Source organism: Saccharothrix obliqua (assembly GCF_019375475.1).
In the GTDB taxonomy this organism is placed as follows: Bacteria; Actinomycetota; Actinomycetes; order Mycobacteriales; family Pseudonocardiaceae; genus Actinosynnema; species Actinosynnema obliqua.
This window is the reverse complement of record NZ_JAHXGQ010000001.1, coordinates 323,521-344,622: the sequence shown is the minus strand read 5'-3', so window position 1 is coordinate 344,622 and position 21,102 is coordinate 323,521. Positions and strand designations below refer to the sequence as shown.

The following is a 21,102-nucleotide window of genomic DNA, read 5'->3' as shown; positions in this document are numbered from 1 at the left end:
ATGTTACACCTGGAGGCGGTTTCCGGGAAGAAGTGTCACAAGTGCCGGCGGGTCCACCAGACCAGCGGGGCGAGCACCGCCCACACCGCCAGCAGGAACGTCGAGATCGGCAGGATCGCCAGCGTCCACGTGCGCTCGGCCACGCGTGCCAGCTCCGGGTCGGCCGTGTCGAACTCGATGCGCACCAACTGCCCCGGCTCCAGCCCGTCCGGGTACAGCAGGCCCTGCGAGGGGCTGTGCACCGCGCCGTCCGGCGTCGCGAACCGCACCACGGTCCGTTGGAACGACACGGACACCACCTCGGCCGTCGCCTTGCCCATGCGCTTCTCGATCGCCATGTCGTCCCGCAGGCACGCCGCCAGCAGGACCACGCCGATCAGCGTGACGACCCCGCCGAGGACCAGCAGCACCCGACTCGCCGACAGCCACAGCCGGCGCCGGCCGCCGGCCCGCGCCGGGTTGTCCGACACCGCGCTGCCCGGCACTGCGTTGTCCACCACAGGCGCAGAGTCTAGGACCGACCGGGCGCGGCATCTCAGCCGCGAGTCCATACCCTCGACCTCGTGACCACAGCACACACGTCCCGTACGCGACAGCGGTCGCGCGTGCGCACCACGCGCGCCGGCAACGCCGACCTGCTCGGCAGGCTGCCCGCGCCGACCGGCGCGCTGGCCTGGGTGCGTGACGGGTCCGGCCTGGTCGGGTGGGGTGAGGCGGCCCGGTTCGAGGTGTCCGGGCCGGACCGGTTCGCCGCCGCCGACCGGTGGTGGCGCGAGTTCACCGCGGGCCTCGACGTGGACGACGAGGTGGGCGTGCCGGGCAGCGGGCCCGTGGCGTTCGTCTCCGTGGCGTTCGCCGACCGGCCCGGCCACTCGGTGCTGGTGGTCCCCGAAGTCGTGGTCGGCGCACGCAACGGCGACACGTGGGTGACCACGGTCGGCGAAGGCGCTTCACTCGACATCAGACCCGTGCGGCGGCCGTCGAACGTGCGGTACGCCGACGGCGAGCTGTCCGTGTCCGCGTACCGGGAGGCGGTGCGTGCCGCCGTGGCCCGGATGCGTGCGGGCGAGTTGGAGAAGGTGGTGCTCGCGCACGACCTGCTGGCCGTGGCGGACGCCGACATCGACCACCGGCACGTGCTGGAGAACCTGGCCCGCCGCTACCCCGAGTGCTGGGTGTACGCGGTGGACGGCCTCATCGGCGCGACACCGGAGCTGCTGCTGCGTCGTTCCGGCGCCGTTGTCGACTCACGGGTTCTCGCGGGCACCACGTGGCCCCACGACGGCATGTCGGACGACGAACTCGCGCACGCGCTCATGTCGTCGGCCAAGAACCGCGAAGAGCACGAGTACGCCGTGGCGTCGCTCACCGAGACCCTGCGGCCGTTCTGCCACACCATGTCCGTGGACGGGCCGTCCGTGCTGCGCCTGCCGAACGTGTCGCACCTGTCCAGCGACGTCATCGGCACGCTCCGGGGCACGCCCTCGCTGCTCGCGTTGGCCGAGGCACTGCACCCCACGGCGGCCGTCGGCGGTACGCCCCGTGCCGCCGCGACCGCCCTCATCACCGAGCTGGAAGGCATGGACCGGGGCCGTTACGCCGGTCCGGTCGGCTGGGTCGACGGCGCGGGTGACGGCGAGCTGGGCGTGGCGTTGCGCTGCGCCCGGGTCGACGGCCGCACGGCGCGGTTGTTCGCGGGCTGCGGCCTGGTCGCCGAGTCCGACCCGGACACCGAGGTGCGCGAGGCGCACGCCAAGATGCGGCCGTTCCGCGAAGCCCTCGAAGGGCTGTGAGCGGGGTCACGGGGACGCCGGGTGGCCCACCGGCCAATCGGTGTGTGACCACAGCACTGGAGAAACCGCCGGACCTGCGCGGCCCGGACGTCACCGCCGTGTTCGCGGAGCTGTTCGACGCGCACGCCCGCCAGTTGCGCGGGTACCTCGCCGGGCGGGTGGGCGAGGCGGTCGCGGACGACCTGGTCGCGGAGACGTTCCTGGTCGCCCTGCGCCGGCGGCACGACTACGACCCGACGCGCGCGCCGGTCAAGGGCTGGCTGTACGGGATCGCCACCAACCTGGTGCGCGAGCACGTGCGCAAGGAGACCAGGGGCCGCCGCGCCGGTCTGCGGGCCGTGGGGCGACCGGAACCGGACCACGACGTGACCGTCGCCGAACGCGTGGACGCCGAACGCGCGTCCCGGGTCCTCGCGGCGGCCATCGCCGACCTGCGTGACGAGGACCGGGACGTGCTGCTGCTCACGTCGTGGGCCGGCCTCACCCCCGCCGAGGTCGCCGAAGCCCTCGGCGAACCCGCCAGCACCGTCCGCTCCCGCCTGCACCGGGTCCGCACCAGGCTGCAAGCCCAGCTCACCGAGGAGACGCAGCGATGAGCGATCTCGACGAAACCCTGAACCGGCTCGAACGCGCCGCCCGCACCGCCGACGTGCCGCTGGACGCCGTGCGCGCCCGCGTCCTCGCGGCGGCGGCGGCCGAGCAGACCGCCACCGCACCGGCCGCGCGCCGCTCGCGCCGCTGGCTGCTGCCGGTGTCCGCGGCAGCCGCCGCGGCCGTCATCGCCGGGTTCCTGGTGACCGGCGGCGAGCCGGCGCAACAGCAGCAGGCGCTGCCGCCGTCCGCCTCCGAGACCACGCAGCCCAAGGTGTCGCTGCTGTCCGCCAAGGAGGTGCTCAACGGCGCGGCCGACGCCATCACCGCCGTCGACCCGCCCCTCGCGCCCGGCCAGTTCCGGTACATCAACACGCACGCCTGGTACCAGCGCGGCCAGACGTACGGTCCCACCGCGGACAACCCGGACCAGCCGCTCCAGGGGTACACGTACCTCAAGGAGACGTCCCGCGAGGTGTGGATCCCGCAGGACCAGCAGCAGGAGTGGCTGGAGAAGCGCGGCTGGCTGCCCGGCGTGAAGTGGCTCGGCGGCACCGTGCCGCAGTCCGAGGCGCCCGAGCCGGAGGCGATCGACACCGACACCGGTGAGCGGCGTGGCGTGTGCGGCAACTTCTTCCCCAAGGCCAACCCGACGAAGGTGTGCGGCGACCCGAACGACTGGGACAACCCGGCGTTCTACGACGCCCTGCCGCGTGACCCGCAGGCCATCGTGGACTACCTGCGCACCGCCACGGCGCACCGCGGGTCCGCGCCCGAGACGATGTTCCACTGGGGCGTGGAGATGCTGCGCACCGGTCTGATGCCCGCCGACCTGCGCCCCGGCTGGTACCGGGCGCTCGCGCAGCTCGACGGGGTGAAGGTGTACGACGAGGCGGCCACCCTCGACGGGCGCACCGGCGTGGCCATCGGCATCGACACCGAGGCCGAGCGGCGTGACCTCATCGTCGACCCGAAGACCGGCGAGTTCATCGGCGAGCGCACCGTGGCCGGCCCCAAGCCGCACTACTCGTGGATCAAGGCGGGCACGGTCCTGGGGTACAGCTCCATCACCACCAAGGTCGTCGACGGGATCGGGCAGACCTGATCCGGCCCGTCCCCGGAAAAGACCGCGACCGCCCTCCACGTGGGGGCGGTCGCGGGTTTTCGCGTCAGTGGCCGTGCCGCCCGAGCAGGTCGTGCGTCTCGCGGATCTTCTGGAACGACTTCGGCTCGGCGACCGGGGTCCGCGCCACGGCGAAGTTCGCCGCGCCCGGAGCCGCCGCCGGCTTGCCCTTGGTGAACAGCCACGTCCGGAAGAGGTCGTACAGCGGCTTGCCCGACACCCGCTCGGCCAGCGCGATGAACTCCTCGATCGTCGCGTTGCCGTAGCGCTTGGCCTGCTGCCACTGCTTCAGGATGCCGAAGAACGCCTCGTCGCCCACGGCCACGCGCAATGCGTGCACGGCCAGCGCGCCGCGGTCGTACACCGCGCCGTGGAACTGGTTGTCCACGCCCGGGTCACCGGGCAGGACCTGCCAGAACGGGCTGTCCGCCGGGTACAGGTCGTAGGTGTACTGGGCGTTCTCCTGGGCCGTGCCCTCGCCCACGTGCTCCGACCAGAGGAATTCCGCGTAGCTCGCGAAGCCCTCGTTCAGCCAGATGTCGCGCCAGCGCTGCACCGACACCGAGTCGCCGAACCACTGGTGGCCGTTCTCGTGCGCCACGACGTAGGTGTTCGCGCCGCGCTGGAAGAACGCGGTGGAGTAGGTCGAGCGCGTCTGGTTCTCCAGCGCGAAGCCCAGCTGGCCGGGGCCGACGACCACGCCGCCCTGCGCCTCGAACGGGTACGGCCCGAAGCTCTCCGCCAGGAACTCGACCACCTCGGGGGTGCGCTCGATGCTGGCCCGTGCCGCGCCGTCGTGCGCACCGAGGTTCAAGGCGTACGCGTTGACCACGGGCTGCCCGTTGGGCGCGGTGGACTGGCGCACGTCGTACTGGCCGATGGCGAGGAACGTGAGGTAACTGGCCTGCGGCTTCGCGCTGCGCCACCGCCACCGGGTCCAGCCGTTGATCTGCTTCGTGGTGCCCTCGAACGTGCCGTTCGAGATCGCCTCGACACCGTCCGGCACGGCCACGGACACGTCGTAGGTGGCCTTGTCGGTCGGGTGGTTGTTGCTCGGGTACCACCAGGGCGCGACGTCCGGCTCGTCGATCGCGAGCGCGCCGTCGGCGGTGCGCTTCCACGCCGTGAAGCCGTCCACCGAACGGCTGGAGGGGACGTCCGAGTAGGTGACGACGATCGTCACGTCGGTGCCCTTGCGGAGGTTGCCCTTCGGGTCCACCACCAGTTCGCCGCCCTGCTGGGTGAACGAGGCGACCCGGTTGTTGACCCGGACCGAACTGACCTTGAGCAGGAAGTCCAGGTTGAACCGGTTCAGGTCCTGGGTGGTCTTCGCCAGGATCGTGGTGGTGCCGGAGAGGTTGTCGTCGGTGGGCCGGTAGTTGAGCCGGATGTCGTAGTGGGCGACGTCGTAGCCGCCGTTGCCGGCGTTGGGGTAATAGGGGTCGCCGATACCCGGCGAACCCGGTTCCGCGGCGGACGCGGTGCCGGCGAGCAGCAGCAGGGAAGCCGCGGTCGCGGTGCCTAGCGTGAGCTTCGCTCTCAGGGACATGGCCCGAAGCTAGCCACGGGCGGGTGAGCGCTGTACCCCCGTCCGTATGTTCCTGGCTATTGGAATGCGGTTGACACCGCCGCCTTCAGGCGGGCGTGCAGATCGCGCAATTCGGTGCGTTCCGCCCGGATTTCCAGCACGCGCATTCCGCGGGGTGGCGTCAACTCCCGTCTCAACTGGTCCGCGTCGTGGACCAGGGTGTGCGGCACGCGGTGCGCGGCGCACAATGCCGCGAGGTCGGCGCCGTGCGGTGTGCCGAAGACCCGTTCAAAGGCGTCCGCGTGTTCCGGCGCGCCTTGTTCCAGCAATGCGAAGATCCCGCCGCCGTCGTCGTTGAGCACCACCACGGTCAGGTCGGGGCGTGGTTCGTCCGGGCCGATCAGCAGGCCGTTGGCGTCGTGCAGGAACGTCAGGTCGCCGATGAGCGCGAACGTGGGGCCGGTGGTGAGCGCGATGCCGGCGGCCGTGGAGATGCTGCCGTCGATACCCGCGACACCCCGGTTGGCGTGCACCCGGACGTCCTGGCGCGGCGCGGCCACCAGGTCCACGTCCCGCACCGGGTTGGACGAGCCGAGGAACAGGTTCGAGCGCGTGGGCAGCGCCGCCACCAGGTCGCGCGCCACCTGGAGGCCGGTGGGCCAGGACTCGCGGGACAGCAGCTCGTCCACCACGTCCGCGGCGGCCTTGGCGGCGTGCTGCCAGGCGGTGAGCCAGTCGTGGTCCACCTCGTGCTCGCCCAGCACCAGGCCCGTGGAGGTGTGCGTGGCGGCGAACTGCGGGTCCGGCCAGTCCGGGTCGTCGGTCAGCACGTGCACCACGGGGGTGGTCGCGATCAGGCGCGACACGCCGCGGGAGAGCGTGGGGCGGCCCACCACGACCAGGGCGTCCGGCTTCAGCTCGGGTGGCAGCCCGCCCGCGTTGAGCAGCAGCGCGCCGTGGCGCAGGCCGTGCCCGGTGGGTTCGGCGATCACCGGCCAGCCGGCGCGTTCGGCCAGGTCGGCGAGGTCTTCGCGGGTGTCGCCGACGACGACCAGCGTGCGGGGGCCGAGGTGGTCCGCCGGGTGCAGCGAGGTCGTCGTGCGCGGGGCGACGCGGGTCCACGGCATGTCGAACGGGCGGCCGTCCAGCGGTTCCGGCCACTCGCCGCCGCCGGGCACCAGCGGTTCCCGGAACGGCACGTTGACGTGCACCGGGCCCTGCTCGCGCGCGGTCGCGACGGCACGGCACACCAGCGACCGCCACAGGCCGTTCTGGCCGGGGCGGCGCTCGGCGATGGGGAACTGGAGGGTGTCGATGCCGAACACGCGTTGCTGGTCCACGGTCTGGCTCGCGCCGGTGCGCAGCAGCTCCACCGGGCGGTCGGCGGTCAGCGCGATCAGCGGGACGCCGGCGTGCCGCGCCTCCAGCACCGCCGGGTGCAGGTTGGCGACGGCCGTGCCGGAGGTGCAGGTCACGGCCGTGACCTCGCCGCTGCCGCGGGCCAGGCCGAGGGCGAGGAAGCCCGCCGTGCGCTCGTCGATGCGGACGTGCAGCGTGAGCCGTCCGGCCGCCGCGGCCTCGGCCAGGGCGAACGACAGCGGGGCGTTGCGCGACCCGGGGCTCAGCACGACGTGCCGGACGTCGTTGCGGAGCAGCTCGTCGACGAGCACCCTGGCCTGCGCGGTGGACGGGTTCACCGGGACATTGTCGCTCAGTCCACGATCCGGTGATTCCCCTTGCTGAGTCGAACAGGTGTTCGGATGATGGTCACATGACCCCCACCCAGCACAGACTCCTCACCGCACCCGACCGCCGGCCCTGCCCGGTCTCAGCTTCAGCGCGGGCATATTGTCCGTGGCGTGGCAGATCAAGGCGTATCCGAGCTGTTCGACCCGTCCCGCTGGAAGCCGGTCGAGGGCTTCGACTTCACCGACATCACCTACCACCGCGCGGTGGACCAGGGGACGGTGCGCATCGCGTTCCACCGCCCCGAGGTGCGCAACGCGTTCCGCCCGCACACCGTGGACGAGCTGTACCGGGCCCTGGACCACGCCCGGATGAGCCCGGACGTCGGCTGCGTCCTGCTGACCGGCAACGGCCCGTCACCACGCGACGGCGGCTGGGCGTTCTGCTCGGGCGGCGACCAGCGCATCCGGGGCCGCAGCGGTTACCAGTACGCCTCGGGTGAGACGGCCGACACGGTCGACCCGGCCAGGGCGGGCAGGCTGCACATCCTGGAGTGCCAGCGCCTGATCCGCTTCATGCCGAAGGTCGTGATCGCGGTCGTCCCGGGCTGGGCGGCGGGCGGCGGCCACAGCCTGCACGTGGTGTGCGACCTCACGCTGGCCAGCGCGGAACACGCCCGCTTCAAGCAGACCGACGCCGACGTCGGCAGCTTCGACGGCGGCTACGGCTCGGCGTACCTGGCCCGCCAGGTGGGCCAGAAGTTCGCCCGCGAGATCTTCTTCCTGGGTCGCGCCTACAGCGCGGAGGAAATGCACCGGATGGGCGCGGTGAACGCGGTGGTGCCCCACGCCGACCTGGAGAACACCGCGCTGGAATGGGCGAAGGAGATCAACGGAAAATCCCCCACCGCCCAACGAATGCTCAAGTACGCCTTCAACCTCATCGACGACGGCCTGGTGGGCCAACAACTCTTCGCCGGCGAAACGACCCGCCTCGCCTACATGACCGACGAAGCCGTGGAAGGCCGAGACGCCTTCCTGGAAAAGCGCGACCCGGACTGGTCCGCCTACCCGTACCACTACTAACCCCGTCCCACCCCACCTCCAGCCCACCCGCCACCCACCTCCAGGCCCCACGCCACCCGCCTCCAGCCCACCCGCCACCCACCTCCAGGCCCCACGCCACCCACCTCCAGCCGCCACACCAGCCCACCCGCCGCCCACTCCAGCCCCCCCACGCCACCCACCTCTCCAGCCGCCCACGCCAGCCCCCAACCATCCGCCTCCGGTTCTCACGGCCCAGCCCACCCGCCCATCTCCAGGAGAACCACCTCCGCCCGACCCACGCCCACCCCAACCGGTGCCGCACCAGCCAGCCCCCACACCACCGGTCCCGAACCGGCCGCCCCCGCACCCCGGCCCCGCACCCCCGGCCCCGGCCCCGACCCCGACCACCGCAGCGGTCCCTCCACCACGGCAGGACACCAAGGGCACCGCCGCACGCCACTCCCGCGCTCAGCACCTGCCCCAAGCGACCATCCGCTCCACCCGACACTCCTCAACCGACCACCCACCTCGGGCACCGCCACTCACCGGCACCGCCCTGAGCCCCGCCCCAACGCCCGAGCGGCCAACGCCCAGACCAAGCCCCGCCGCAGCCTTCCGACCACCACCCCCAGGCCGCCGGCCGCCCACCTCCAGCCACCAGCCGCGTCCACACCCGCCCTGGCACACTCGGCCCGACCACCCACCGCACCAGGCGCCCACCGGCACCGCACTCCGCCCCGAGCGACCGCTGCCGGCCCCCGCGCCACACCGAGCCGCACCACACCGGGCCCCACAACACCGACCACCAACCCTGTCCACCGCCCACCTCCGGCCACCGCCGCCCAGCCACCAGCCGAGCCGATGCCCACTTCCAGCACCTCCCAGCCGCCCACCGGCACCCCCGCCCCCATGCCCGCACCCACCTACGAATCCCTGCAAGCGGCACTGGCCCCCGCCCTGCCACCGGAGGCCGCCGCAGCCGCGCCCACGGGCCAACCCACCGCCCCGGCGGACCCCCGAGCCGACGCCGGGCAGTCCACAACCGACACGTCCGCCGACACACTTGCCGACCCGCCTGGCGGCACAGCGCCCCAGGACACCCCCGGCACCAGCGCACTCGCCAACACACCCCTCAACACGGCCCGTCGGTCCTCACCCGCGGTGGTGGTCGCGTCCCTGCCGGGCGGGCGGGAGTTGGGTGCGCTTCGGGACTGGGAGACCGACGCGGCCCTGGCCGTGGGCACCTCCGGGTCCACCGGCGAGCCCAAGGTGGTGCTGCTGTCCGCCGCCGCGCTCGCCGCCTCGGCGGTCGCCACGCACGAACGGCTCGGTGGGGCCGGCAGCTGGTTGCTGGCCCTGCCCACCACGCACATCGCGGGCATCCAGGTCCTTGTCCGCTCGGCGGTGGCGGGTCGGGAGCCGGTGGCCGTGGACCTGTCCTCCGGGTTCCGGGCCACGGGGTTCGCGGCAGCCGCGCGGACGCTGCTGCGCCGACCCGGCCGGCACTACACGGCACTGGTGCCCACTCAGCTGTCGCGCCTGGTCGCCGCCGACGGGCCGGGGTTGGCGGCGGCCCGGGAGTTCGACGCGATCCTGCTCGGCGGGGCCGCCGCGCCGCCCGCCCTGCTGACCCGGGCCCGCGAGGCGGGGGTGCGGGTGGTCACCACCTACGGCATGAGCGAGACCGCCGGTGGCTGCGTGTACGACGGGGTGCCGCTCGACGGGGTCCACGTGCGGCTGGCCGAGGGGCGCATCGAACTCGCGGGCCCGGTGCTCGCGCTCGGCTACCAGGGAGGCGAGCGGTTCGGGGAGTGGTTCCGCACCGGGGACCTGGGGCGGTTCGTGGACGGGCGGCTGGTGGTGCTCGGCCGGGCCGACGACGTGATCATCAGCGGTGGGGAGAACATCGCGCCCGTCGAGGTGGAACGGGTGCTCGCCGCGCAGGTCGGGGTGCACGAGGTGTGTGTGGTGGGCCTGCCCGACCCCGAGTGGGGACAGGTGGTGGCCGCCGCGGTGGTGCCCGTCGACCCCTCCCTCCCCCCGGACGTGGCGGAACTGGCCGAGGCGGTGCGGGTCGCGGTCGGGCGGTACGCCGTGCCGAAGCACGTGGTGTTCGTGCCGGAACTGCCGTCACGCGGGCCGGGGAAGGTGGACCGGAGGGAGGTTGCCCGCTCGTTCGAGTGAGCTTTTCCCGAAGACCGCTCACTGTTGGTTGACAGCCAACCACCGGTCGCGCTTGGCTCGACCCGTCCGTGGCGGGTGGTCCTGTAGCGGTGCCTCCGCTCCGCCCGTCCGGCCGAGGAGTGCAGCGATGCCGAGGCGCTACCTGTCGACTCTCACCGTGGCCGCCGCCCTGACCACCGCTTTCACCGGCCCGACCGCGTCCGCCACCCCGACCCCGACCGCGTCCGCCACCCCGACCGCGTCCGCCACACCAGCCACCTCGACCACGTCCGCCACCGGCGACGGTTCGTGGCTCGCCGACCTCTCGGTCGTGGACGCCGACGACTCGGGCGTCGTCACCGACGGCCACGTGGTGCGGCTCTCGCCCACCGCCCCGACCCCGGCCAGCGCACGCGCCGCGGTCCGCACCGGTTTCCTCCAACTCGCGCCGCGCGAACTCGACGTGCCCGCCAACGCGGTCGCCGCCGACGTCTCGTCCCACGTCCCGAACGGCGCGGAGGTCGCCGTCGACGTGCGTGGCGCGCTCGGCGACGACCAGTGGACCGAGTGGGTGGAGGCCCGGCCCGACGCGCCCGCCGTGCTGCCCGCGACGGTGCGCACCGTGCAGGTCCGGCTGGCGCTCACCGCCACCGCCGCCACCCCGGAGGTCCGGCGGCTCGCCCTCACCCCGACCACCACCGGCGGCCTCACGGCCCAGGCGGCCGGGCGTTCCTACCGCGTGTACGCGACGCGGGAGGGCCTGGTCGGCGGCACCACGGCCAACGGTCACGTGATCACCTCGCGCGACCACTTCGTGGCCCTGCCGTCGCGGCGCGGGTTGTCGGCCAAGAACGCCGGCACGTACAGCGTCCAGGTGTGCGCCTCGAACGGCCGTTGCGAGTGGGCCCCGGTGTGGGACGTCGGCCCGTGGAACACCAAGGACGACTACTGGAACCCGTCGGCCACCCGCGAGATGTGGAAGGACCTGCCCCAGGGCAAGCCGGAGGCGCAGGCCGCGTACCAGGACGGCTACCACGGCGGCAAGGACCAGTTCGGTCGCAAGGTCGCCAACCCGGCGGGCATCGACCTCGCCGACGGGACGTTCTGGGACGGCCTCAAGCTCACCGACAACTCCTGGGTGACGGTCACGTACCTGTGGACGGGGTCCGGTCCGGCGGGCTTCATCCGGACCGCCGGTGATCCACTGAACGTGCGCGCGGGTGCCCGATCGAGTGCCACCCAGGTCGGTTACGCCGCGAACTACGCGCAGGTCAGGGTGGAGTGCCAGGTGACGGGTGAATCGGTGACCGGCTCGCAGGGCACGTCGAGCGTTTGGTACCGGATCGCGGCCGGCAAGTACGTGGCGAAGGCGTACGTGACGGGCGTGTCCGGCGCCACCGCCTGTTAGCGGAAACCCGGTCGGGTGACCCCGAGGTCCATGTCGGAGGATGAGCGGCATGGCCACAGTCGCCCAGTGGATCTCGGGGACCCGACCCCGCACCCTGCCGAACTCCGTCGCGCCCGTCCTCATCGGCGCGGGCGCGGCGCACCACATCGACGGGTTCAACGCGCTCTGGTCGGCGCTGGCGCTCCTGGTGTCGGTGGCGCTCCAGATCGGGGTCAACTACGCCAACGACTACTCCGACGGCATCCGGGGAACGGACGCGCACCGGGTCGGCCCGTTCCGCCTGGTCGGGTCGGGCGCGGCGGAGCCGAAGGCGGTGCGGTTCGCGGCGTTCGCGGCGTTGGCGGTGGCCGCCGCGGCGGGGTTGGCGCTGGTGGCGTTGAGCGGCCGGTACTGGATGGTGGCGTTCGGCGCGGTGTGCGTGGCGGGTGCGTGGTTCTACACCGGTGGGCGCAAGCCGTACGGGTACGCGGGGCTCGGCGAGTTGGCCGTGTTCCTGTTCTTCGGGCCGGCGGCCGTGCTGGGGACCCTGTACGTGCAGGCCGGTGAGATCACCGGGATCGGCATCGGCGGCGCGATCGCGATGGGGGCGTTCTCCACCGGCGTGATGATCGCGAACAGCCTGCGGGACATCCCGACCGACGTGCAGGCGGGCAAGCGCACCCTGGCGACCACCCTGGGCGACAAGGACTCCCGCCGCCTCTACCTGGCGCTGGTGACGATCCCGTTCGTGATCACGCTCGCGATCGGGCTGCGGGTGCCGTTCGCGTTGCTGGCCTTCGTGGCGCTGCCGCTGGTGGTGCTCGGCGCGCGCCGCGTGGCCAAGGGCGACAAGGGCCGCGACCTGATCCCCGTGCTCCAGCACACCGGGCTGGCGATGCTGCTGTGGTCGGTCGTCACGACGGTGACCCTGGTCCTCGCCTGACGGCCGTGCGGGCGTAATCGGGTTGCGGGCGCGGGCCGGTGGCCAGCAGGGTCGACTTCGTCACCGGTTCATGTCAGCGGGGGGACCGCATGGTCGGCACAACACCACCCGCGACGTCGGCCTTCACGATCCGCGAGGCTCGTGAGGACGACTGGTCGCAGGTCTGGCCCGTCATCCGCGACGTCGTCACCGAGCAGCAGACCTTCGCCTACGACCCCGCCATGACCGAGCAGGAAGCCAGGCGGATCTGGTTCCTGCCGGCTCCGGCCAGGGCGGTCGTCGCCGTCGACGGCGACCGGGTGCTCGGGACCGCGAACATGTACCCGAACCGGCCGGGACCCGGGAGCCACGTCGCTTCCGGCAGCCTGATGGTCGCTCGGCACGCGCGGAACGCGGGTGTGGGACGCGCCCTCGTCACGGACATGATCGCGTGGGCGCGGCGGAACGCGTTCGCGGCGATCCAGTTCAACGCGGTCGTGGAGACCAACACGAGCGCGATTCACCTCTACGAGAGCCTGGGGTTCGTCACCCTCGGCGTCGCGCCCGGAGCGTTCCGCCACCCCACCAGGGGCGAGGTCGGCCTCCGCATCATGTGGCTGGAGCTGAGGACGGGCTGACCCGCGCGCTCGGCACCGACACCGAGCCGCGCTGAACCGCGGAGCACCACACGGGTGCGGCGGAAGCGGACCGCGGAGCCGCCGGAGTGCCACCCGGAGACACCGAAGTGGGGTCGGGAGGGAGCCGCGGAGCAGGTGGCGCGGAAGCGGGTTACCAGGCGTCCTCGGTGAAGCTCATCGGCTCCTCGTCGTCGTGGCGCTTCGGCTTGGGCCGCTCGACGCGGGGTTCTTCGCCTCGGCACAGGGCCGCCAGGCGGTCGCGGTCCTTGTCGAACGCCGCGCGCACGCCGCGGTCGTCGGCCGCCTCGCCGAGCAGCACCTGCCGCCAGCTCAGGTAGCCGGCGGCGATGCGGCGTTGGAGGGCCTGCAACTCCGGTGACGCCTCGCTCGACTTCGCGAACCGCATCACCCGCCGCACGTCCTCGGCCGAGGGCTCGCGGGCCGGGTGGCGCAGCTTCGCCGCTTCCCGCATGGCCCGGTCGGCGGCGGCCACGGATTTGGCCAGGACGTCCTCCGCGGTCAGCACCTCCGCGGTTCGCCACGTGCTCACGGCAACCCCTTCCGACTGGCCGATCCACGCTGCGACGCACGCCGGGCCGCCGGCGTTCCCGTCGTAGCGGATTTGTTCACGTCCAGGTGCCCGCGGCGCGGAAGCGGGTGAGGGTTTCCAGGTGCGGGGTGAGGTCCATGCCCTGGGCCGCGACCCAGTCGTCGTCGTAGTACGTGTTCGCGTAGCGCTCGCCGCCGTCGCACAGCAGGGTCACGACGCTGCCGCGCGCCCGGGACGCCCGCATCTCGGCGATGAGCTGGAACGCGCCCCACAGGTTGGTGCCCGTCGAGCCCCCGACGCGTCGACCGATGACGTGCTCGACGTGCCGGACGGTCGCGATGGACGCCGCGTCGGGCACCTTCACCATGCGGTCGATGACCTGCCCGACGAACGACGGTTCGACGCGCGGCCGGCCGATGCCCTCGATGAGGGAACCACGCGTGCCGACCAGGGTCGGGTCGTTGTCACGCCACGCGTCGAAGAACACCGAGTGCTCCGGGTCGACCACGGCGAGCCGGGTGCGCAGCTTCCGGTAGTGGATGTAGCGGCCGATGGTGGCGCTCGTGCCGCCGGTGCCCGCGCCGACCACGATCCACTCGGGTTCCGGCGCGGCCTCCAGCGCCATCTGCTGGAACACCGACTCGGCGATGTTGTTGTTGCCACGCCAGTCGGTGGCGCGCTCGGCGTGGGTGAACTGGTCCATGAAGTGCCCGCCGAGTTCCGCGGCGAGCCGGCGCGACTCGTCGTAGATGGCGCTCGGCTCGTCCACGAAGTGGCACCGGCCGCCCTGGCGCTCGATCAACGCCACCTTCTCCGGGCTGGTGGACCGCGGCATCACGGCGATGAACGGCAACCCGAGCAGCCGGGCGAAGTACGCCTCGGACACGGCCGTCGAACCGGACGACGCCTCGATCACGGGCGTGCCGCCGACCACCCAGCCGTTGCAGATGGCGTACAGGAACAACGACCGCGCCAGGCGGTGCTTGAGGGAGCCGGTCGGGTGCGTCGACTCGTCCTTGAGGTACAGGTCGATGCCCCACTCCAGCGGGAGGGGGAACCGCAGGAGGTGCGTGTCGGCGCTGCGGTTGGCATCCGCCTCGATGATGGAGACGGCCTCGCACACCCATTCCCTGGTGCGGGCGCTACATCGGTCTACCGAAATGGTCATGCCGGGAGGTTAACTCTGCGGCGTGACCACACGTCCGAGCACATCAGCGCGGGACGCCCTGCGGGGCTGCCTGCTCGCGGGAGCCGTCGGGGACGCCTTGGGCGGCGCGATCGAGTTCGACCGCGTCGACCGCATCCGGGGCCGGTTCGGGCCGTCCGGCCTGACCGACTACGCGCCCGCGTACGGCCGGGTCGGCGCGATCACCGACGACACGCAGATGACCTTGTTCACGCTGGAGGGCCTGGTCCTGGCGCGGCGGCGGGGCAGTGACCCGGTGCACGAGGTGCGCGTGGCCTACGGCCGGTGGCTGCGCACGCAGGGCGGGCCGGCGGTGGCGTCCGACGGCTGGCTGCTGGACGTCCCCGAGCTGCACCAGGCACGCGCGCCGGGCACCACGTGCCTGACGGCGTTGCGCTCGGGCGTGCTGGGCACGGTCGACTCGCCGATCAACGACTCCAAGGGCTGCGGCGCGGTGATGCGGGCCGCGCCGGTGGCGTTGTGGTCCGACGACGTGCGGGAGGTGTTCGCACTGGCCGCCGCCACCGGGGCGCTGACCCACGGCCACCCGAGCGGTTACCTGTCGGCGGGTGTGCTGGCGGTGCTGGTGAACCGGCTGTGGGCGGGCGCGGACCTGCCGGCGGCGATCGGGGTGGCGCGGGACGAGTTGGCGCGGTGGGACGGGCACGAGGAGCAGCTCGCGTTGCTGGACCTGGCGGTCGAGCTGGGCGCGCGGGGTGTGCGGCCGACGCCGGAGCTGATCGAGACCGCGTTGGGCGGCGGCTGGGTGGGCGAGGAGGCGTTGGCGATCGCGGTGCTCACGGCGCTGGCGGCGGAGCACCTGGCGGACGGGCTGCTGCTGGCGGTGAACCACTCGGGGGACAGCGACTCGACGGGCGCGTTGTGCGGCAACCTGCTGGGCGCGCGGGACGGCCTCGGGCCCGTGCCGGAGCACTGGCTGGAGTCGCTGGAGCTGGCGGACGTCATCGAGCGGCTCGCCGACGAGGCCGGCGACCTGTTCGGCCGGTGAGCCGACCGGTGCGCGACGGGCGTCGGGCGCGGGCCGGGGTGGGCGCGGTCCGGCCGCGGTCAGCCGGGCTCGCCGCGGAGCTGGGCGCGGAGCTTCTCGCGTTCCGTGCGCCGCTCGGCCTGCTTCTCCTCCAGGCCCCGGGCGACCCGCATCCGCAGGCCCTTGAACACGAACAGCGAGATGGGCAGCGCGACGACCACGCCCACGGCGAGGGCGACCAGCAGCGGCACGTTGAGCAGGACCAGCACCGCGGTGACCGCGGCGACCATGGCCAGCCGTGCGCCGACGTAGAGCGTCACATCACGGGTGAGGTGCACGGTTACCCAGGTTACGCGCCGCTCTCCACGGCGCCCGCCTCGGTGTTCGGCCGGCCCTCGAAACGCGTGGACAGGACGACCGTCGTGCGGGTGCGCGCGACACCGGGGATGCGGCGCAGGCGGCCGAGGGCGCGCTCCAGCTCGTCCACGGTCGCGACCCGCACCTTGACGATGAACGACTCGTCACCCGCCACCCGGTAGCACGACTCGACCTCCACCAGCTCGCCGAGCGCGACCGCCAGCTCGTCGTCGTCGGCGGTGTCCGTGGGGTGGATGCTGACCAGGGCCGTCACGCCGAGGCCGACGGCGCTCGGGTCGACCACGGCGTGGTAGCCGACGATGACCCCGGTGGCCTCCAGCTTGCCGACCCGCTCGTGCACGGCCGAGGCGGACAGGCCGACCTTGCGCCCCAGATCGGCGTAGGTGGCCCGACCGTTCGCCCGCAGGGCGGCGATGATCTGGCGATCGAGTGCGTCCACCGGGCATACCCTAGGGGCAGTCCGGTCGATGTCCGAACCGCCCACTTCGTCCCTTACTACCTCTTTACCATCACCCAAGCGTTCGAGTACCCGATGGTCGGGATGCCACCATGCGTCCGGTACGTCTGTTCGGCATCGGGGAGGAAACCGTGACCGTGACGCAGGGACACCAGGGGGAACGACTGCTCACGCCGGGCGAGGTGGCGAACCTCTTCCGGGTGGACCCGAAAACGGTGACCCGCTGGGCCACCGCGGGTCGCATCGGCTCGATCCGGACCCCGGGCGGCCACCGGCGGTTCCGGGAGTCCGAGGTCCAGGAGCTGCTCTCCCAGTTGACGACCGAGGCGACCGAACCGGTTCGGCACTGACGCGGACCACCTCGGGGACCCGAGTAATCTCGTGGCAAAGAGGAGGTGGCGACCATGCTGTACGTGCTCGCTCTGATCGGTGCGCTCACCATCGCCGTGCTGCTGTGGCGGGCGTTCGGGCCGGACCGGGTCGACATCACGCCCAGCCGCCGGGTCGTGGCGCCGGACGACGACCCCGAGTTCCTCCGCAAGCTGGGCGAGCAGAGCAAGAAGCGCCCGGACGAGGAGTGACGGGCACTCGCGGCGGGGCCTCCGGGACGAGGCCCCCCGCGGTCAGCTGACCTTGTTGGGGAAGTCGTCGGCCACGGTCGCCGCCAGCTCCAGCAACGCCAGGCGCGTCTCCGGGCCCAGCTTGTCCAGCTCGATCTCCGCGCCCTCCTCCAGGTGCGCGTCGAACGGGATGCGCACGACCGCGCGGCAGCGCTGCGCGAAGTGGGCGGCGAGCTTGTCCAGGTCCACCTTGCCCGAGCCCGGCCGCACCGAGTTGATCACCGCGACGGACTTCGCCACCAGGTCGCGGTACCCGTGGGCCTCCAGCCAGTCCAGGGTGGCCGCGGACGTCTGCGCGCCGTCCACCGAACCCGACGACACCAGCACCAGCGAGTCGGCCTGGTCGAGCACGCCCTTCATCGCCGAGTGCATCAGGCCGGTGCCGCAGTCGGTCAGCACGATGTTGTAGAACAGCTCCAGCAACGACACGGTGCGCAGGTAGTCCTGGTCGCTGAACGCCTCGGACACCGCCGGGTCCTGCTCGGACGCCAGGATCTCCAGCCGGCTCGGCGACTGGGACGTGTAGGCGCGCACGTCGCTGTACTTGGTGATCCGCGAGGCGTCCCGCAGCAGGTGCCGCACGGTCGCGGTGGTCTCGCGGGGCACCTTCAACGCGAGCGTGCCGCGGTCCGGGTTGGCGTCCACGGCGATCACGCGGTCACCACGCAGCGACGAGAACGTGGAGCCGAGCGTGGTGGTGGTCGTGGTCTTGCCGACGCCGCCCTTGAGGCTCAGCATCGCGATCTTGTAGCAGCCGCGCAGCGGCTGGTTGATCCGGCCGATCAGCTCACGCCGCCGCACGTCGGCCGGGCTCTCGCCCAGGTTGACCAGGCCACCGGTGAGCGCGTGCAGCGTCTTGCGCCAGCCGGACTGCGGGGGCCGCTTGGCCCGCTTGATGAGCTGGTGCGACGACACGTCGTGCGCGGTCGCCGGCGGCGGCTGCTGCGGCGGGTGGACGCTCTGCGGGAAGTTGTTGGGGAACGGCGCCGCGTACTGCCCGTTCGGGTCGAACTGGTGCGGACCGCTCTGACCCGCGACCTGGTACGGCCCGGACTGGCCGGGCGCCGGGTAGGGACCCGACTGGCCGGGCGCGGGGTAGGGACCCGACTGGCCGGGCACCTGGTACGGCCCGGACTGACCGGGCACCTGGTACGCGCCGGAGTGCCCACCCACCTGGTACGCGCCGGACTGGCCGCCGACCTGGTAGGCGCCCGACTGGCCGGCCACCTGGTGCGGACCGGACTGGCCCGCCACGTGGTGCGGACCGGACTGCTGCGGACCCGCGGCGCCCTGCGCGGGGAAGCCACCGCTGGGCGGGCCGGACGCGGTCGGGTCCAGGTACACCGTGGCGGGCTCCACGTAGTGGGAGCCCGTGCCCGGTTCCACCGGGTGACCGCCGGACTGGTTCGGGTTGGGCTGTCCCTCCGCGCCGGACGGCGGCTGCCACGACGCCTCAGGATTCTCGTAGCGACCGGTCACCGCTGGGGTCCTCCCTGGCAATGCGGATCGAGCACACCCCGACCTCACCGATTGCGACGGTAGTCGGCCCGCAGCGGTTCCACGACACTGGGTGTGCGGTCTCAGCCAACACCCGCGTAAGAGTGCAACCCGGTCGTGACCAGGTTGATGAAGAACAAGTTGAACACCGTGAGGGCGAAACCGACCGTGTTGATCCACGCCGACGGACGCCCACGCCAGCCCGCCGTCGCACGGGCGTGCAGGTACGCCGCGTACACGACCCACGCCACGAACGACACCGTCTCCTTGGGGTCCCAGCCCCAGAACCGGCCCCACGCCGCCTCGGCCCAGATCGCGCCGCAGATGATGCCGAGCGTGAACAGCGGGAACGCGAACACCGTGCTGCGGTAGGCCAACCGGTCCAGCACGCCGGGGTCGGGGAGCTTCGCGAACTTCGCCCGGCCCGACGACTTCAGCAGGTACAGCACGCTCGCCACGCCCGGCAGCAGGAACAGGCCGCTGGACACCGAGATCACCGACACGTGCACCACGAGCCAGTACGACTGCAACGCGGGCTGCACGGGCGCGGCCTCCGCGTACAGCACGGTGCCGCCGAGGAACATCAGGATGCCGATCGGCACCAGCACGAACCCGCCGAGCTTGCGCACCGGGAACATGCGCATCAGCACCAGCCAGCCCACGACCGCCGCGAACGTGAGCAGCGACGTGTACTCGTACATGTTGCCCCACGGGGCGCGTTCGGTGGCCAGGCCGCGCAGCACCAGCGAAGCGCCGTGCAGCAACGCGCCCAGCAGGGTCAGCGCGACGCCCATCCGCCCGAGCACCTCGGCCCGCGAGCGCTCCTCGCGCACCACCAGGCCCGGTGTCCACGTGCCGTCCTCGGCGGTGCCCGCGGCCTGCGTGGTCTCGGCGCCGGCCGCCACCATGGCCCGCTCGCGCGGCTTGTGCTTCGCGAACGCCTGCTCGCACAGGTAGAAGACGGCAGCGATGACGTAGACCGCGACGGCCGCCCCGTAGGTCCAGTCGCTGAACGTGGCCAGCGTCGTGTTGACCGGCATCTAGCTCTCCTTCTTGAGCAGGTCCCGGGACAGGGCGGTGAACTCCTCGCCGTACCCGGCCTGGTCGGTGCGCGCCAGCCCGCCGACCTCGACAACCGTACGCCCGTCATCCTGGGGCGTCGCCCGCACCCACACCCGGCGGCGCTTCACCGTCAGCGACACCGCGAGACCCAGGACGACCAGCACGGAGAAGGCGAGCACCCACGTCTGCGTCGGGTCGTGCGACACCTGGATCGACACCCAGTCGCGGACGCCGTCGAACCGGATCACGGTGCCGTCGTCCAGGGTCAGCGACTCGCCCTTCCGGAGGTTCTGCCGGGCCACCTTCGCGAGCTTGCCGTCCGTCACCATCTTCTGGTCGATGGAGAAGATGGACTGGCCGCGCCCGGAGTCGGTGCCCAGGTCGCCCCGGTAGACGTCGACCGCGACGGCCGGGTCGCGGGCCTCGGGGAACGCCGAGTCCAGCAGCTCGCCCCGGAACGTCGCGGTCGGCGCGAGCAGGCCGGTGATCGCGAGCTGGCCGCGGCGGCGCTGCTCGGCGTCCGGCACGCCCGGCGGGTCGAACTTGGTGGCGCCCTCGGAGGCCAGGGTGAGCTCGTTCACCGGCCGCCACTGGGTCGCGCCGACCCGCTGCTCGCCGTTCGGGAAGGTGACCGTGAACAGCGGCGTGTAGCCGTGGCCGAGCAGGTAGACGCGGTCGCCCGCGGTGCGCAGCGGGTGGTTGACCTCCAGCGGGTACGGCCGCCACTCGCCGCTCTCCAGGTCCGCGCCGGACTGGAAGCCGATGTCCGCGAGGAACGTCTCCGCCTGGCCGTTGGGCAGGTAGGTCGCGTGGAAGCCGTCGACCTTCACGCAGAACTGGTTCAGGTCCGTGCCGTCGACGCGCAGCCCCGGCCGGAACGTGTCGTAGTTGAACACGCCGGAGTTGCAGAACTGGCCGCCGTTGGCCTGGACGATGACCTGGCCCTCGTAGCCGAACATCTTGCCGAGCGCGAACGCCACCAGCAGGCCCAGCAGCGAGAAGTGGAACACCAGGTTGCCGGTCTCGCGGAGGAAACCACGCTCGGCGCTGATCGTGCGAGCGCCCGACGCCTCCTCGCGCGCCACGAGCCGCCAGCCCCTGAGCCGTTCCCGCGCGCGCTCCACCGCGGCGTCGGGCGTGAGGGGCAGCTCGGCCGACGCGTGGTGCGGCATGCGGGCCAGGTTGCGCGGGGTGAGCACGGGCTTCGCCCGCATCTGCCGGACGTACTCCCACGAGCGCGGCAGCAGGCAGCCCACCAGGGACACGAACAGCAGCACGTAGACCGCGGAGAACCAGTAGCTCGCGTACACGTCGTAGAACTGGAGGCGGTCCAGGAAGCGACCCCACCAGCCGTTCTCGGCGATGTACTCGGTGACCTTGCGCGCGTTCAGCGAGCGCTGCGGCAGCAACGCGCCGGGCAGCGCGCCGAGCGCCAGCAGGAACAGCAGGGTCAGCGCGGTGCGCATCGCGGTCAGACCGCGCCACGT

General features: G+C 72.5%; 21 protein-coding genes. 11 read left to right on the top strand and 10 right to left on the bottom strand.

The features are described from left to right. Positions 1-35: 35 nt before the first annotated feature. Positions 36-500 (bottom strand): DUF3592 domain-containing protein, encoded by a 465-nt coding sequence (locus KZQ38_RS01810; protein ID WP_308258197.1) that lies wholly within the window; start codon positions 498-500, stop codon positions 36-38. 63 nt (positions 501-563) lie between these two features. Between KZQ38_RS01810 and KZQ38_RS01805 the strand changes: the two genes are divergently transcribed. The 3 genes from KZQ38_RS01805 to KZQ38_RS01795 are packed head-to-tail and all read left to right on the top strand — an operon-like array spanning position 564 to position 3,489. After that, entirely contained in the window at positions 564-1,793 is a 1,230-nt protein-coding gene (locus tag KZQ38_RS01805) for an isochorismate synthase (RefSeq protein ID WP_219437713.1), read from the top strand. A 44-nt stretch (positions 1,794-1,837) separates the two neighbouring features. Beyond that, positions 1,838-2,389 carry an RNA polymerase sigma factor gene (locus KZQ38_RS01800; protein WP_308258196.1) on the top strand — a complete coding sequence of 184 codons (552 nt, stop codon included), beginning with the start codon at positions 1,838-1,840 and terminating at the stop codon, positions 2,387-2,389. Continuing rightward, positions 2,386-3,489 (top strand): CU044_5270 family protein, encoded by a 1,104-nt coding sequence (locus KZQ38_RS01795; RefSeq protein WP_219437709.1) that lies wholly within the window; start codon positions 2,386-2,388, stop codon positions 3,487-3,489. The genes KZQ38_RS01800 and KZQ38_RS01795 overlap by 4 nt, the downstream gene beginning before the upstream one ends. A 64-nt stretch (positions 3,490-3,553) precedes the next feature. Here the strand turns inward: KZQ38_RS01795 and KZQ38_RS01790 are convergent, their stop codons facing one another. Next, positions 3,554-5,056, bottom strand: a complete 1,503-nt coding sequence (locus KZQ38_RS01790) for a M1 family metallopeptidase (protein ID WP_219437707.1) — start codon at positions 5,054-5,056, stop codon at positions 3,554-3,556. Between the two features lie 56 nt (positions 5,057-5,112). Next, a complete protein-coding gene (gene menD, locus KZQ38_RS01785; RefSeq protein WP_219437705.1) occupies positions 5,113-6,732 on the bottom strand; it encodes a 2-succinyl-5-enolpyruvyl-6-hydroxy-3-cyclohexene-1-carboxylic-acid synthase in 1,620 nt (539 codons plus the stop codon). A 162-nt stretch (positions 6,733-6,894) separates the two neighbouring features. Between menD and KZQ38_RS01780 the strand changes: the two genes are divergently transcribed. From KZQ38_RS01780 to KZQ38_RS01760, 5 genes are all read left to right on the top strand, one after another. Next, positions 6,895-7,806: a 1,4-dihydroxy-2-naphthoyl-CoA synthase gene (locus KZQ38_RS01780; protein ID WP_219437704.1), complete on the top strand. Its 912-nt coding sequence runs from the start codon at positions 6,895-6,897 to the stop codon at positions 7,804-7,806. A gap of 870 nt (positions 7,807-8,676) precedes the next feature. Then, a complete protein-coding gene (gene menE, locus KZQ38_RS01775) occupies positions 8,677-9,951 on the top strand; it encodes an o-succinylbenzoate--CoA ligase (protein ID WP_257900568.1) in 1,275 nt (424 codons plus the stop codon). A gap of 127 nt (positions 9,952-10,078) precedes the next feature. Then, positions 10,079-11,338 (top strand): DUF8814 domain-containing protein, encoded by a 1,260-nt coding sequence (locus tag KZQ38_RS01770; protein ID WP_219437702.1) that lies wholly within the window; start codon positions 10,079-10,081, stop codon positions 11,336-11,338. 49 nt (positions 11,339-11,387) lie between these two features. Next, the gene (locus KZQ38_RS01765) at positions 11,388-12,260 is read left to right on the top strand and encodes a 1,4-dihydroxy-2-naphthoate polyprenyltransferase (protein WP_219437700.1); all 873 of its coding nucleotides are present in this window, start codon (positions 11,388-11,390) and stop codon (positions 12,258-12,260) included. A gap of 89 nt (positions 12,261-12,349) precedes the next feature. Continuing rightward, positions 12,350-12,877 carry a GNAT family N-acetyltransferase gene (locus tag KZQ38_RS01760; RefSeq protein WP_219437698.1) on the top strand — a complete coding sequence of 176 codons (528 nt, stop codon included), beginning with the start codon at positions 12,350-12,352 and terminating at the stop codon, positions 12,875-12,877. 151 nt (positions 12,878-13,028) lie between these two features. On the opposite strand, the gene KZQ38_RS01755 is transcribed toward KZQ38_RS01760, so the two are convergent. Together KZQ38_RS01755 and cds1 are read right to left on the bottom strand one after the other, a co-directional pair. Beyond that, complete coding sequence (locus KZQ38_RS01755) at positions 13,029-13,427, bottom strand: hypothetical protein (RefSeq protein WP_219437696.1); 399 nt, start codon at positions 13,425-13,427, stop codon at positions 13,029-13,031. A 76-nt stretch (positions 13,428-13,503) separates the two neighbouring features. Continuing rightward, a complete protein-coding gene (cds1, locus tag KZQ38_RS01750; protein ID WP_219437694.1) occupies positions 13,504-14,595 on the bottom strand; it encodes an L-cysteine desulfhydrase Cds1 in 1,092 nt (363 codons plus the stop codon). A 22-nt stretch (positions 14,596-14,617) separates the two neighbouring features. Between cds1 and KZQ38_RS01745 the strand changes: the two genes are divergently transcribed. Beyond that, positions 14,618-15,622, top strand: a complete 1,005-nt coding sequence (locus KZQ38_RS01745) for an ADP-ribosylglycohydrolase family protein (RefSeq protein ID WP_219437692.1) — start codon at positions 14,618-14,620, stop codon at positions 15,620-15,622. Positions 15,623-15,681: 59 nt separating this feature from the next. Here the strand turns inward: KZQ38_RS01745 and KZQ38_RS01740 are convergent, their stop codons facing one another. After that, positions 15,682-15,939 (bottom strand): DUF4229 domain-containing protein, encoded by a 258-nt coding sequence (locus tag KZQ38_RS01740; RefSeq protein ID WP_308258195.1) that lies wholly within the window; start codon positions 15,937-15,939, stop codon positions 15,682-15,684. Between the two features lie 11 nt (positions 15,940-15,950). Beyond that, a complete protein-coding gene (locus KZQ38_RS01735; RefSeq protein WP_219437689.1) occupies positions 15,951-16,418 on the bottom strand; it encodes an Lrp/AsnC family transcriptional regulator in 468 nt (155 codons plus the stop codon). 110 nt (positions 16,419-16,528) lie between these two features. Between KZQ38_RS01735 and KZQ38_RS01730 the strand changes: the two genes are divergently transcribed. Beyond that, positions 16,529-16,786 carry a BldC family transcriptional regulator gene (locus KZQ38_RS01730; protein WP_257900567.1) on the top strand — a complete coding sequence of 86 codons (258 nt, stop codon included), beginning with the start codon at positions 16,529-16,531 and terminating at the stop codon, positions 16,784-16,786. 54 nt (positions 16,787-16,840) lie between these two features. Then, the gene (locus tag KZQ38_RS01725; protein WP_219437687.1) at positions 16,841-17,017 is read left to right on the top strand and encodes a hypothetical protein; all 177 of its coding nucleotides are present in this window, start codon (positions 16,841-16,843) and stop codon (positions 17,015-17,017) included. Positions 17,018-17,059: 42 nt separating this feature from the next. Here the strand turns inward: KZQ38_RS01725 and KZQ38_RS01720 are convergent, their stop codons facing one another. The 3 genes from KZQ38_RS01720 to resB all read right to left on the bottom strand — a co-directional run bounded on the left by KZQ38_RS01720 (position 17,060) and on the right by resB (position 21,081). Continuing rightward, a complete protein-coding gene (locus tag KZQ38_RS01720) occupies positions 17,060-18,535 on the bottom strand; it encodes a nucleotide-binding protein (RefSeq protein ID WP_219437685.1) in 1,476 nt (491 codons plus the stop codon). A 101-nt stretch (positions 18,536-18,636) separates the two neighbouring features. After that, positions 18,637-19,593 carry a c-type cytochrome biogenesis protein CcsB gene (ccsB, locus tag KZQ38_RS01715; protein ID WP_219437682.1) on the bottom strand — a complete coding sequence of 319 codons (957 nt, stop codon included), beginning with the start codon at positions 19,591-19,593 and terminating at the stop codon, positions 18,637-18,639. Further along, positions 19,594-21,081: a cytochrome c biogenesis protein ResB gene (resB, locus tag KZQ38_RS01710; protein ID WP_219439263.1), complete on the bottom strand. Its 1,488-nt coding sequence runs from the start codon at positions 21,079-21,081 to the stop codon at positions 19,594-19,596. Positions 21,082-21,102 lie beyond the last annotated feature (21 nt).

Coding starts and splice junctions, on each gene's coding strand:
- KZQ38_RS01730 (WP_257900567.1), top strand. CDS start 16,529: ATGCGTCCGGTACGTCTGTTCGGCATCGGGGAGGAAACCGTGACCGTG.
- KZQ38_RS01725 (WP_219437687.1), top strand. CDS start 16,841: ATGCTGTACGTGCTCGCTCTGATCGGTGCGCTCACCATCGCCGTGCTG.
- KZQ38_RS01765 (WP_219437700.1), top strand. CDS start 11,388: ATGGCCACAGTCGCCCAGTGGATCTCGGGGACCCGACCCCGCACCCTG.
- cds1 (WP_219437694.1), bottom strand. CDS start 14,595: ATGACCATTTCGGTAGACCGATGTAGCGCCCGCACCAGGGAATGGGTG.
- ccsB (WP_219437682.1), bottom strand. CDS start 19,593: ATGCCGGTCAACACGACGCTGGCCACGTTCAGCGACTGGACCTACGGG.
- KZQ38_RS01770 (WP_219437702.1), top strand. CDS start 10,079: ATGCCGAGGCGCTACCTGTCGACTCTCACCGTGGCCGCCGCCCTGACC.
- KZQ38_RS01795 (WP_219437709.1), top strand. CDS start 2,386: ATGAGCGATCTCGACGAAACCCTGAACCGGCTCGAACGCGCCGCCCGC.
- resB (WP_219439263.1), bottom strand. CDS start 21,081: ATGCGCACCGCGCTGACCCTGCTGTTCCTGCTGGCGCTCGGCGCGCTG.
- KZQ38_RS01790 (WP_219437707.1), bottom strand. CDS start 5,056: ATGTCCCTGAGAGCGAAGCTCACGCTAGGCACCGCGACCGCGGCTTCC.
- KZQ38_RS01760 (WP_219437698.1), top strand. CDS start 12,350: ATGGTCGGCACAACACCACCCGCGACGTCGGCCTTCACGATCCGCGAG.
- menE (WP_257900568.1), top strand. CDS start 8,677: ATGCCCGCACCCACCTACGAATCCCTGCAAGCGGCACTGGCCCCCGCC.